Origin of the sequence: Celeribacter marinus (assembly GCF_965656515.1) — a bacterium.
In the GTDB taxonomy this organism is placed as follows: Bacteria; Pseudomonadota; Alphaproteobacteria; order Rhodobacterales; family Rhodobacteraceae; genus Celeribacter; species Celeribacter marinus_D.
In genome coordinates this window covers 10,709-22,213 of the sequence record NZ_CBFHKW010000043.1, presented here as the reverse complement: position 1 = coordinate 22,213, position 11,505 = coordinate 10,709, and the positions used below count along the sequence as shown (strand labels likewise).

Sequence of the window (11,505 nt, the reverse complement as noted above, 5' to 3'; positions counted from 1 at the left end):
GCCGACCATTTCGCGGGGGCTGCCGCTGATGAGATCGCCGATCCGCGCCCCGTGGCCGAGTTGATCCGTCAGTGGTCGACCGATCACCCCGAGTTTCAGTTCTTGCCGCGCAAGTTCAAGGTGGCCGTGACGGGTGCCGAGGCCGACCGCGCCGTGGTACGCGCCCATGATATCGGGCTGGTCCTCAAACGCCACAATGGTGAGCTTGGCGCGCAAGTGATCGTCGGTGGCGGTTTGGGGCGCACGCCGATGGTGGGTAAAGTGCTCAAAGACTTCATCTCCTTTGGCGACCTTCTGCCCTATCTTGAGGCGGTTGTGTCCGTGTGGAACCTCTTGGGGCGGCGCGACAACAAGTATAAAGCGCGGATCAAGATCACGGTGCACGAGCACGGGATCGACGATATCGCGGCACGTGTTGAGGAACGCTTTGCACTCATCCGTCCGGATTTTGACGAAAGCGCCCTCGACGCACTTGCACAAATCGAACATTTCTTTGCACCGCCCGTCTTCGCAAACAAGCCCGTGGACGCCTACACCCGCGCCTATGAAAACGACCGTATGTTCCGCGCGTGGGCCGACACCAATCTCGCCGCCCACAAAGATGACGGATACGCCATTGTGACTGTCTCCACCAAGGCCCACGGCAAAACACCAGGGGACGCCACATCAGCGCAAATGCGTGTGCTTGCACAGGCGGCACGCGATTGGGGTCACGACGAATTGCGCATCTCGCACGAGCAAAACGTCATCTTGCCCCACGTACACAAATCGAACCTTCCGGCGCTTCATGCCGCGCTAAAGGCGGTTGATCTGGCCACCGCGAATATCGGCCTCATCTCCGATATCATTGCCTGCCCAGGTATGGACTATTGCGCACTGGCGACCGCACGCGCCATTCCCGTGGCCCAAGGCATCGCCACACGGTTTGACGAGCTAAAACTGGAGCACGACATTGGCGCGCTCAAGATCAAAATCTCGGGCTGCATCAACGCCTGTGGACACCACCATGTCGGTCACATCGGCATTTTGGGCCTCGACCGTGCGGGTGTGGAAAACTACCAGATCACGCTCGGCGGTGACGGCACCGAGACGACTGTGATCGGGGAGCGGACCGGACCTGGCTTTGCCTATGATGAAATCGTGCCTGCGATTGAGCGGTTGATTTCCGCCTATCTTGAGGTGCGCGATCACGCGGATGAGACGTTCCTTGCGACCTACCGCCGCCTCGGAATGGATCCGTTCAAAGCGGCGCTCTATCCCCCCAAAGAGGATAGTGCACATGCCGCATGAGGCAGACCTGTTACGCGCAGAGTTCGGCACGGTCGACGACCGTGTTGCACGGCTCAATGACCGCTATCGCAATCACTCGGCCACCTCGGTGCTTGAGCTGGCGTTGCGCGATGCGGAATTGGGGCGCATCGCCCTTGTGTCCTCCTTTGGCGCCGAAAGTGTCGTGTTGTTGCACATGATTTCGGTGATGAAACCCGACACGCCCGTGGTCTTTATCGACACCGAGATGCTGTTCCCCGAGACGATCGAGTATCAACTTGAGATTGTGAAGACGCTCGATCTGCGCGATGTGCGCCGCATTCGGCCCAATCCGACCAAAATTGCCGCCCATGACCCCGATGGATTGCTGCACCAAAGCGATACGGATCGTTGCTGTGATCTGCGCAAAACCGTGCCGCTGCAAACCGCCATTTCGGAGTTTGACGCGTGGATCTCAGGGCGCAAACGGTTTCAGGGCAGCACACGTCAGACCCTCGAGTTCTTTGAGAACGAGCTGGATACACGTATTAAAATCAATCCGTTGGCGCATTGGGCCCCTACGGATGTCCAAGATTACATGATCAACAACCGCTTGGCGCGTCACCCGCTCGTAGCCAAGGGCTATCCATCCATCGGCTGCGCGCCGTGCACCTCTCCCGTCAAAGCGGGCGAAGATCCCCGTGCGGGGCGCTGGCGCGGCAGTCAAAAAGAAGAGTGCGGCATCCATTTCGTGGACGGCAAAATGGTGCGTGGCCCCCTGCCCGCAGCGATCGTCACCGAGGCACAGACCCCCAACACACAAGACACGGGAGACACCGCAATGAGCGTGATCGTCCAAGACACCGGATTTACCACTGACGACTTTGACGGCATCTGGATCGATATGCCCGCCGACACCGACCCCGCAACGCTCAGCCAATACGGCAACGCCGAGGGCATTCGCGTTACCGTTGCGTCCTTTTCTGACGGGCGGGGCTTCACATTGGCGCGTATGTTGCGCCTTGCGGGTTACAAGGGACGGTTGCGCGCCGAGGGGCATGTGATCGCCGATCAATACGCCATGGCGCGCCGCGCAGGGTTTGACGAGGTCGAAATCTCTCCCGATCTTGCCGCCCGCCAACCCGCACAGCAATGGGTGTTTCGCGCGGATTGGACCGCCAACGATTACCAGAGCCGCTTGCGCAAACGCGCATAAGCAGCGAAAAGAGCGCCACATCGACCGCGTGCGCCCCCATGCGGTGAGCCAGACTGATCTGGATCAAAGCTACATTCGACATACGCATTTAGAAAGTGCCCAACTGAAAATGACCGAGCAGAGCCAAGTGACCGAAGTGAAAACAAAACCCGTCCCCACCCTGCCTGACGCCGCCAAAGTTTTGGAAGTCACGCATTGGGATGATCGCCTGTTCTCCTTCAAGGTGGAGCGCCCACAGACCTTGCGCTTTCGCTCGGGCGAGTTTGTGATGATTGGCCTGATGGGTGATGTGAACCCGACGACCGGCAAGCAAAAACCACTGCTGCGCGCCTATTCCATCGCCTCCCCGTCGTGGGAGGAACACCTCGAATTCTATTCGATCAAGGTGCAGGACGGCCCGCTCACCTCGCGTTTGCAGCATATCGAAGTAGGCGATGAGATCATCTTGCGCCCCAAACCTGTCGGCACGTTGGTTGTGGATGCGCTTTTGCCCGGAAAACGGTTATGGATGTTTGCCACAGGCACGGGCATCGCGCCCTTTGCCTCTCTCATGCGCGAACCGGAAGTATTTGAAAAGTTTGACGAAGTGATCTTGATGCACACCTGTCGTCAGGTCTCTGAACTGGAATACGGGCGTCAGTTGGTGGAGTTCATCAAATCCGACGAAATGCTGTCCGAGATCGAACAGGGCAAGCTGCGCTATTACCCGACCACCACACGCGAAGAGTTCCACCACATGGGCCGCGTGACCGATAACCTGTCCTCGGGCAAAGTCTTCGAAGATCTCGGAATCGCACCGATCAACCCCGAAACCGACCGTGGCATGGTGTGCGGCAACCTCGCGTTCAACAAAGACATTATGGTTATCCTTGACGGCTTTGGCCTACGCGAGGGTGCCAATTCCGAACCTAAGGAATATGTGGTTGAAAAGGCCTTTGTCGATTAAGGCGCATCAACAATCTACGATTTGAAACGGCCCCGCTTTGGCGGGGCTTTTCTTTGCGCTCATTCATACAGCCAGCCGTCTCCAGTCGCGCCGCCCACGAAAAAGGCCGCGCAAAGTCTCCCTTGCGCGGCCTAGATCTATGTCACATCAGTGACTTGTCGTATCAAAGTCACATCAGTGACTTGGCTTACATGCCCAACAGGCCACGAACACGCTCAAGCACGGCACCAAGAAGCTCGGGGCTATCTTTGGCACGGCCAAGTGCGTTGATCACGGTCGCTTTTGCATCTTCCGCAAGGGGAGCGGCCTGAAGCATCGATGTGACTTTATCAAGGTCGAACCCGTCAACCGTCAAAAGCTCTTTCATCGCGTCCATGGACATCGCAGGCATCGCCTCTTGCGCAGCCTCTACAGCGTCAGTTGCCATATCGGTGGCAGCGTCTGTTGCTTGTGTCGCGGCGTCTGTTGCAGCTGTTGCGGCGTCTGTCGCGGCGTCTGTCGCATCTGTTGCGGCGTCTGCTGCGGCGTCCGTTGCATCTGTTGCGGCGTCGGTCGCGTCTGTCGCTGCATCCGCAGCCTCAGTTGCCATATCGGTGGCAGCTTCGGTCATGTCGGCGGCGGCGTCAGTTGCGCCCTCGGTCACTGCAGTTGCAGCATCGGTGGCGGCATCAACCGCGTCAGTTGCCATATCGGTTGCTGCATCTGCGGCACCTTCAACGGCCTCAACGGCGCCCTCAACGACGGATGTCGCGGCGTCAGCTGCTGCATCAGCGGCCTCACCCGCTGCCTCAACGGCCTCTTCAACAACGTTAGCTGCGGCATCAACTGTATCTGTTGCAACCTCTGAAACAGCGCCAGCAACATCGGTAGCGGCGTCTGTCGCGGCATCCGTAGCCGTTTGAACGGCGGATGTTGCTGCGTCAGCGGCGTCTTTGACGTCCTCTTTACATGCGGAAAGGCCGAACGCGAGGCCCGTAATAAGTGCACCAGTAACGAAACGATTGGTCATGTCTGATCCCCAGAAACTAATAGACGTGTAGAACTACAAGAAAGTGTCTCTTTCTTAACCATGCTATGCCATGCTGCACCCGCAAAGAAAAGAGGACTTTGTGGCAAGTTTACCGCCCCGCATGACCCCGCTCACCCCATCTGGGAAATTACGGTTGTAAGCCGCGCCCATTCGCCCTAGTTTCGCGCGATATCACAAGAAACCACACATAGGAGCGTGTCATAGCCCGCCGTCCACACAGAGCCCCGCCGACCAGAGAAACCGGTCCTCGTATCAATGAACTTATTCGGTCACCGGAAATTCGCCTTATCGGCGCAGATGGAGAGAATGTAGGCGTTGTAACGCCACAACGTGCCATGGAAATGGCCGCTGATGCAGATCTCGACCTTGTCGAAATTTCACCAAATGCCGAGCCACCCGTGTGTAAAATCATGGATTACGGCAAGTTCAAGTATGAACAGCAAAAGCGTGAATCCGAAGCTCGCAAGAACCAAAAGATCATTGAAATCAAAGAGGTAAAGTTCCGTCCCAACACGGACACTCACGATTACGGTGTGAAGATGCGCAGTGTCATCAAGTTCTTGGAAAATGGCGACAAGGTGAAAGTCACCATGCGTTTTCGTGGCCGCGAAATGGCGCACCAGGATTTGGGTCGCAACCTGCTTGAACGCGTTGCAGAAGACACCAAAACAATCGGAAAAATCGAAAACATGCCGAAAATGGAAGGTCGTCAGATGATCATGATGATCGGCCCTCTTCCCAAATAAACACGCCGCAGGCCCGACAAACGGGCCGCAGCACCAGACGCCGAGTCTGACAGGGTACCCCCGAAGCCTCACGGTTTCGGGGGTTTTTCATTGGTGCTGTGGGAGAATCGCCCTCATCAACCGAGAGGCACGTCGCGTTATGCGCGCGCCATCTCGACCGCGCGCCGTGTCATCACACCGATCAAATGTGCGCGGTAATCTGCGGCGCCATGCGGGTCCGACAACATGCCATCAGGATCAACCTGCAAGCCATCAAGCGCGTTGGGTGAAAACGTGCGAGACAAGGCCGCTTCGGCCTCGGACCACCGGAACACGCCGTTGCCACTCGCCCCCGTAACCGCCACACGGACATCGCCGTCAAAATCGGCCACAAACACCCCGACAAGCGCAAAACGCGAGGCCGGTTGTTCAAACTTGGCATAGGCCGCGCGGATCGGCACAGGGAACCGTACCTCGGTGATAATCTCGCCATCCTCTAACGCCGTCTCGAACAAACCTTGAAAGAAATCATCGGCGGCAATGCCGCGTGTCGGTGTACAGACCTCGGCCCCACAGGCCAAAACAGCGGCAGGATAGCATGCGGACGGGTCATTGTTGGCGATCGAACCACCAATGGTGCCGCGCGTGCGGACCGCCGCATCACCGATCTGGCCGGCTAGAGCAGCCAATGCCGGAACCTGTGTTGCGTCTCGCGCGATCTGCGCATGTGTGGTTGCGCCGCCAATGCACACCCGCCCGTCATCACCCTCGCAAATGCCCACTATTTCGGACAGGCCGGACAAACAGACCAACGTAGACGGCATCGCCAGTCGCGCTTTGAGAGTTGGAATCAAGGTTTGCCCCCCGCCCAACGCCTGTGCGTCTTCTTCCTGGAGTGCTGCAATCGCATCCTTCAACGAGGCGGGCCGGATCAAATCAAAGTTATACATAGTGCGCCCTTCCTACTGTGCCGCGACGCCGGACACATCTTGACCACTTGCGGCCATGATCGCCTTGACGATGTTATGATAGCCGGTACAGCGGCAGATATTGCCCTCAAGATGGCTGCGAATCTGCGCCTCGGTCGGTTGTGCCACGTCTTTGAGAAGCGCTGCGGCCGACATAATCATGCCCGGCGTGCAAAACCCGCACTGCAACCCGTGGTGTTCCTTGAACGCAGCTTGGATCACGGACAGATCGTCGCCCGCCTCACCCTGCTCCGCCATGCCCTCAATCGTTGTGACATCCGCGCCCTCGGCCTCAAGCGCAAAGACCGAACAGGCTTTCACAGGGGCGCCGTTCATATGGACGGTGCACGCCCCGCACTGGCTCGTTTCACATCCGACATGCGTGCCGGTTAAGCCGCCACCGCGTAAAAAGTCGACCAAAAGCGTGCGCCCCTCGACCTCTTGTGTTCTGTCGTGTCCGTTAATCTTTAGCGTGAGCATCACCATGCCGCGCCCTCCCTTATATCTCGAATGGAGCAGACCACGAATTGGCCTGTTCCGTAAAGCGTTTCACCACGCGTTTATGCGCCGCGCATCACCGCAATGATCTGCGCAAGGATCGACACGGCGATTTCTGCGGGCGATTGCGCCTTGATCTTTAGCCCGACCGGCGCGTGCAAACGCGCAATGTCATCCGAACTCAGCCCCGCCTCATGCAATCGCGCCACACGTTTGGCATGGGTGCGCGTCGATCCGAGCGCGCCTACATAAAACGCCTCGGACGTCAGCGCACGTATCACCGCAGGGTCGTCCAGTTTGGGATCATGGCTCAGCGTTACCACCGCCGTGCGCGCGTCCAACCCATATGCGTCAAGCGCCGCATCGGGCCACTCATCGCTGATCTCTTCGCCGGGAAACCGCAATCCGGACGCAAATGCGCCGCGCGGATCGATCAAATGCACGTCAAACCCTGCTATTCTCGCCATCGGAAGCAAGGCTTGGGCAATATGCACCGCACCGATCACCGCCAGACGGACGGGCGGGTTGTGCACCGCCACAAATGTCTCGCCGTCCGGCTCCACGCCGGAACGATCGGTGGCAAAGCGTTGGGCAAATGCGTCCGCCCCCGCAACATGGCGCGCCCCCGTCGACAGGTTCACCACATAGGCGACCGGATCACGCGCCGCGCGAGCCGCCACAATCTGCGCCAATACATCCTCGGGCATAATCGCACCGACAGGCTCCAACAGCACACGGATGGTGCCGCCACATGCCAGACCGACCGCAAACGCATCCTCGTCCGCCACGCCAAATTCCAAAATCTTCATCGCGGGTGCCGCGATCAGGTCAAGAGCCTCGGTGATCACCGCCCCCTCGACACAGCCGCCTGACACCGAGCCCACCATGTCGCCCGCACCCGAGATTGCCAATTGACTCCCCACGGGGCGCGGCGCGCTGCCCCATGTTTCGATCACAGTGGCAAGGACGGCCCCTGTCCCCGCGCGGTGCCACGCCAACGCGGTTTCGCAAATGGCATTCGGATCAAACGTCTCGGTCGCATGATGTGTCACGGCAAAATCTCCCTTACCGATCACTTTAGCGCACAAACAGGCGGCGGCAATGGGCGCGGCGGCAAGCCCCGTTCGCAACGCTGCACAGCTTTGTCAGATCTGGTGATAAAAAAATGGCGCCCGGGGAGAAACGCATAAACCCTCGGGCGCCAGTACAGTAAACAGCCCACGCACAAAGGACTGAATACGACGCGAACAATCGGAAGGAACGTTCGCGGGAGGAATGCAAGATCCGCCGTCTGACTGTTGACGTGGCCCCTGCGCTCGATCTCATGGATAGGCCACGCGCCAGACGCCAACCTTGATTTCGATCAAGGGGCGTCACGAAAGTTAAATTGATATGGGACCGCCATACGAGAGACATCCGCCAAAGCGCGCAATCGTCGTGAAAAAACCGTCAAAAACGCTGTGTTTTAGCCGGATTTATTGAGCGTTTCGAACGTCTCGCCAGTTTTGACCAAATCATGCCAAAGTGACGCAGGGGTCCAAATCTGCGGCGCGAATTGCGCATACTGCTTGAGCGTGGTCTCGGCCTGTAGCGCTGTCATTTGACCCGCCCATTGCATCGGCCCGCCGTGATGACGCGGGAAGCCTTTGCCAAGCATCATGATAACGTCGATCTCCAGTGGCCGCGCCACCACACCGCGCTCCAACGCCTGCGCGCCCGCATTCGCTTGCGCCAACACGACACGCTTGACGATCTCGGCCTCTGTGACTGTCGCGGCCTCGATATCGCCCGCCTCGCGCAACATCTCAAGCACCTCAACGGCCTGCGCATCCGATCCATCCGCGTCAAAGAACCCGTGTCCCGAGCTCTGCGCAAGGCCCGCCGCATCCAACGCCTGCGCCACCGTGCCGCCAAAGTGGCGCAGACCAATGCGGTCCATCATGGCACATGGACCGATAGAGAACCCGAAACGGCGCAATGCCGCATCAATTTGCGCGGGGCGCGCCCCGAGCAGCAAACAGATATCAACGGCCTGAAGCCCCGCGTCTTCGAGCCTATTGGCCACAAACCCGTCCTCGGCCTCAACCGTCACAACCCGTTTGCCCAAACGCGTAAACAGCGCGTGAAATGTCGCAAGGCTCGCAGATGCTGAGAGCGGTGCGCGGCCCAGTTCCACCAAACGGATCACCTGTGCAGGGGCAAAGACATGCGCGGCGCAAAACCGCTGCGGATGCGTTAATCGCCCCGCCATTTGCGCCAGTGCGCGATCTGATACCGTGGCCAATGGAGTATCCGGTGCAAGGGCGGCCTCGACCGCGATCAACGCCGCCACGCGCGCATCCAAAGACCCCGTTGTGGCCTCAATCACCGCATCGCAATCGTCGAAACAGGCAGGATCCGCGCTGACAAAAAACGCCTCAAGTCGGTCATGTTTTTGATCGGCTGTCACCTGTCCTTTTGCCTCGGCGGCCTCGTAAGCCTTGTTCACCGTTGCAAGCATGGCTTTGGCAACCTCGGCCGTTGGTGCCAAAAAGCGGACAGACACCCCATGATCAAGCGCAATCAGGGACAGACCAAGCGCAAGCGTCGACGCCCCCGACAGGCCAAGCGTTTTGACATCGCGCGCATCATCGGTCACGAACCCGCGCGGGCGCACAGCACGGCGTTCGCTCATATGTGCATGACGCAAGGCGGCACTTTGTGGGGCGGCCAAGGTATCGGCGCGCTCGGTCTCTTCGCGCCACACGCCTCCCTCGAACGGCAACAACATCGCGGCCTCGACACAGTCAATAATCCGTTTGCCTGCAAACGTGCGCCCGCTGGTCTGTGCGCGCGCCGCCGCAATCGCCGCACGGCCCGCGGCCCCATGGTCAAAAATGGTCTCTATGGCGCGGGTCTGGCGCGGCGCATCCCCCGTCTGTGCCTTTTCAGACGCGAGTTTCATCGCCGCCACGCGCACTCGATTCATCTCGATTTTATCGACAAGCCCCATTTTGAGCGCCGCTTGCGGGCCAATCACGCGCCCAGACAGCAAAATGGCCAAACCCGCCTCGACCCCAACCAAACGCGGCAAGCGTTGTGTGAGGCCTCCGGAGGGCACGAGGGCAAAGGTCACATCGGGCACGGCAATGCGCGCAGTCTCGGCCATGACGCGGTAATGCGCGGCCAAGGCCAACGCGACCCCTTCGGACACAACAGCCCCCGAAAGGGCCGCCACCACGGGCTTTGCACAGCTCTCAACACGGTCGCACAAGACATTGATATCAGGGAAAGATTGCGGTCGATCAAGATCGGCGACACTCAACCCCTTGGAAAAGGCGCGCCCGCGCGCGGCCAACACGATCGCCGTCACGGACGGGTCCGCTTCGGCGGCTTCGATGTGGGCGAATATCTCGGCGCGCATCGCATCGCCTAACGCGTTTGCGGGGGGATTCGATAAAACAATTGTGGCAATCGAGCCGTCTACACGCAATACCGCGCTTGCCGCCTGTGCATTTGTCGTCATACCTGCGTCGACCCCCAACAAAACTTGCCCCCTCGTTTTGCCCGTTGGGCACGCTAAAGGCAAGGTTGTGTTGATAAAGGGCTTTATATCTCGTTTTGAGCAGGCTTGGGATACACGCTATCCGCACTCGATTTTTCCAGATCAGCCTCCAAACGCACAAGATCGGCGGGCAATGGCAGGCCAAGGTTGGACAGCTCAGACAGCTTTTCGCGCAATTGCTCTTGCAAGATGTGACGATCCGCAGGGCGCTGCGCAATCTCGTCGAGGATCATATAGATTTGGATTTTGAGGGCTTCAAAGGCCATGTTAAGCTCCTTTTTGCACGAGGGTCTCCGCGTGCCTATGTCAACGGATCTCGCGCCACGCAGGCCAGATTAAACCGGCATGTTGTCCCACATGTCGTCGTCCCCGTCCTTAGCGTTTTCACGCGTCTCTACAGGCACAACGCGCGCGACATCCGGCCCGCCATGAAGTTTGGTTTTGAGTTTTTCGGCCACATCGTGGTCGCCTACGAGGTCATCAACAATCTTGTCGATTTCGGCATCTGTTCGCTTGGTCATGATTATCCTCCATCTTTAAGGTGTGGCGTCCCGATCAGTGCGACGCACGGCGAAGTGATCGCACGCCCCTCAGATCAGGAGGCGCAACTGCGGCAAAAGGGCGTGTAGGGCAACAGATCTAGGCGCTCTTCGCCAATCGCCTCGCCGCATTTGCCACAAAATCCGTAGTCCCCCGCATCAAGGCGCGCGAGAGCGGCAGCAATCAGCACAAGCTCGGTCTGTCCGGCGCGCCCCATGCCCTCGAGAACTTCGTCGCTCTCGCGCTCGGTCGCCAACTCCGCCCAATCTTTGGATTGGTGGGTCTCCAATTCGTCATCAATCTCGTGCAGACGTGTGTCAAGTTCGGCGCGCCGCATGAGCAGTTGCTCACGTCTTTGATTTAGGCTTTTCATGCGCTGTCCTCCTATGGAAAACACAATAGCACAAAACGGCAGTTTGAGCCTTGATTCACATCAACAGGGCCGCGTGGCACACACGGGCCTAGGCATATCCAGCGAGGCAGAACCCGTTAAATATCTGGCAAATCACCTAAATCGGCAAAATCACCCAGTGGCGGCAAATCGCCTAATCCGTCAAAGTCATCCCCACTCTCGAGTGGCGGCAGATCTCCCATCGCGGGGAACCCGTCTAAATCAGGCAGATCAGGCAGGTCAGGAAAGTCCAAATCCCCCCTGCTGCCCAAATCAGCCATGCCGCCCAAATCACCCAGTGGCGGCAAATCTGATCCGCCACCTAAGGCCATTCCTGCAAGCCCCTCCATAGAGCCAAGGCCCGCACCACCAAGATCAAGGGCCCGCCCGTCAAGAACT

Annotated in this window: 12 protein-coding genes and 2 pseudogenes; 5 read left to right on the top strand and 9 right to left on the bottom strand. The window is 58.8% G+C overall.

Going from position 1 to position 11,505, the window contains the following annotated elements; genetic code table 11:
- The 4 genes and pseudogenes from ACTG34_RS10110 to ACTG34_RS10095 form a co-directional block, all read left to right on the top strand.
- The coding region (locus ACTG34_RS10110; protein WP_439104798.1) for a nitrite/sulfite reductase at positions 1-1,290 on the top strand (1,290 nt) is incomplete at its 5' end.
- Positions 1,280-2,029: pseudogene (locus ACTG34_RS10105) on the top strand (phosphoadenylyl-sulfate reductase); the annotation flags it as partial. The gene ACTG34_RS10110 and the pseudogene ACTG34_RS10105, both read left to right, overlap by 11 nt.
- Positions 2,012-2,464, top strand: a complete 453-nt coding sequence (locus ACTG34_RS10100) for a DUF934 domain-containing protein (RefSeq protein ID WP_439104800.1) — start codon at positions 2,012-2,014, stop codon at positions 2,462-2,464. The pseudogene ACTG34_RS10105 and the gene ACTG34_RS10100, both read left to right, overlap by 18 nt.
- A gap of 109 nt (positions 2,465-2,573) precedes the next feature.
- Complete coding sequence (locus ACTG34_RS10095) at positions 2,574-3,410, top strand: ferredoxin--NADP reductase (protein ID WP_342842721.1); 837 nt, start codon at positions 2,574-2,576, stop codon at positions 3,408-3,410.
- A 187-nt stretch (positions 3,411-3,597) separates the two neighbouring features.
- Here ACTG34_RS10095 and ACTG34_RS10090 read toward each other — a convergent pair whose 3' ends face one another.
- On the bottom strand, positions 3,598-4,419 hold the full coding sequence (locus ACTG34_RS10090) for a translation initiation factor 3 (protein ID WP_439104797.1): 822 nt from the start codon (positions 4,417-4,419) through the stop codon (positions 3,598-3,600).
- Between the two features lie 221 nt (positions 4,420-4,640).
- Here ACTG34_RS10090 and infC point away from each other — a divergent pair, with 221 nt between their 5' ends.
- A complete protein-coding gene (infC, locus tag ACTG34_RS10085; protein WP_439104799.1) occupies positions 4,641-5,186 on the top strand; it encodes a translation initiation factor IF-3 in 546 nt (181 codons plus the stop codon).
- Between the two features lie 137 nt (positions 5,187-5,323).
- Here the strand turns inward: infC and ACTG34_RS10080 are convergent, their stop codons facing one another.
- The 8 genes and pseudogenes from ACTG34_RS10080 to ACTG34_RS10045 all read right to left on the bottom strand — a co-directional run.
- Positions 5,324-6,115: an FAD binding domain-containing protein gene (locus ACTG34_RS10080; RefSeq protein WP_439104795.1), complete on the bottom strand. Its 792-nt coding sequence runs from the start codon at positions 6,113-6,115 to the stop codon at positions 5,324-5,326.
- A gap of 12 nt (positions 6,116-6,127) precedes the next feature.
- Complete coding sequence (locus tag ACTG34_RS10075; protein WP_439104794.1) at positions 6,128-6,619, bottom strand: (2Fe-2S)-binding protein; 492 nt, start codon at positions 6,617-6,619, stop codon at positions 6,128-6,130.
- Positions 6,620-6,693: 74 nt separating this feature from the next.
- Positions 6,694-7,683 carry an XdhC family protein gene (locus ACTG34_RS10070; RefSeq protein WP_439104793.1) on the bottom strand — a complete coding sequence of 330 codons (990 nt, stop codon included), beginning with the start codon at positions 7,681-7,683 and terminating at the stop codon, positions 6,694-6,696.
- A gap of 413 nt (positions 7,684-8,096) precedes the next feature.
- Positions 8,097-10,136, bottom strand: a complete 2,040-nt coding sequence (locus ACTG34_RS10065; protein ID WP_439104792.1) for an enoyl-CoA hydratase-related protein — start codon at positions 10,134-10,136, stop codon at positions 8,097-8,099.
- 83 nt (positions 10,137-10,219) lie between these two features.
- Entirely contained in the window at positions 10,220-10,441 is a 222-nt protein-coding gene (locus tag ACTG34_RS10060) for a hypothetical protein (RefSeq protein ID WP_439104791.1), read from the bottom strand.
- A gap of 69 nt (positions 10,442-10,510) precedes the next feature.
- On the bottom strand, positions 10,511-10,696 hold the full coding sequence (locus ACTG34_RS10055) for a hypothetical protein (RefSeq protein ID WP_439104790.1): 186 nt from the start codon (positions 10,694-10,696) through the stop codon (positions 10,511-10,513).
- Between the two features lie 74 nt (positions 10,697-10,770).
- The gene (locus ACTG34_RS10050) at positions 10,771-11,088 is read right to left on the bottom strand and encodes a TraR/DksA family transcriptional regulator (RefSeq protein WP_439104789.1); all 318 of its coding nucleotides are present in this window, start codon (positions 11,086-11,088) and stop codon (positions 10,771-10,773) included.
- Between the two features lie 116 nt (positions 11,089-11,204).
- Positions 11,205-11,505: pseudogene (locus tag ACTG34_RS10045) on the bottom strand (hypothetical protein); the annotation flags it as partial.

Excerpts from the sequence above, each read along its gene's own strand:
- ACTG34_RS10065 (WP_439104792.1), bottom strand. The coding sequence starts at position 10,136 with ATGACGACAAATGCACAGGCGGCAAGCGCGGTATTGCGTGTAGACGGC.
- ACTG34_RS10075 (WP_439104794.1), bottom strand. The coding sequence starts at position 6,619 with ATGGTGATGCTCACGCTAAAGATTAACGGACACGACAGAACACAAGAG.
- ACTG34_RS10060 (WP_439104791.1), bottom strand. The coding sequence starts at position 10,441 with ATGGCCTTTGAAGCCCTCAAAATCCAAATCTATATGATCCTCGACGAG.
- ACTG34_RS10055 (WP_439104790.1), bottom strand. The coding sequence starts at position 10,696 with ATGACCAAGCGAACAGATGCCGAAATCGACAAGATTGTTGATGACCTC.
- ACTG34_RS10090 (WP_439104797.1), bottom strand. The coding sequence starts at position 4,419 with ATGACCAATCGTTTCGTTACTGGTGCACTTATTACGGGCCTCGCGTTC.
- ACTG34_RS10050 (WP_439104789.1), bottom strand. The coding sequence starts at position 11,088 with ATGAAAAGCCTAAATCAAAGACGTGAGCAACTGCTCATGCGGCGCGCC.
- ACTG34_RS10100 (WP_439104800.1), top strand. The coding sequence starts at position 2,012 with ATGGTGCGTGGCCCCCTGCCCGCAGCGATCGTCACCGAGGCACAGACC.
- ACTG34_RS10095 (WP_342842721.1), top strand. The coding sequence starts at position 2,574 with ATGACCGAGCAGAGCCAAGTGACCGAAGTGAAAACAAAACCCGTCCCC.
- ACTG34_RS10080 (WP_439104795.1), bottom strand. The coding sequence starts at position 6,115 with ATGTATAACTTTGATTTGATCCGGCCCGCCTCGTTGAAGGATGCGATT.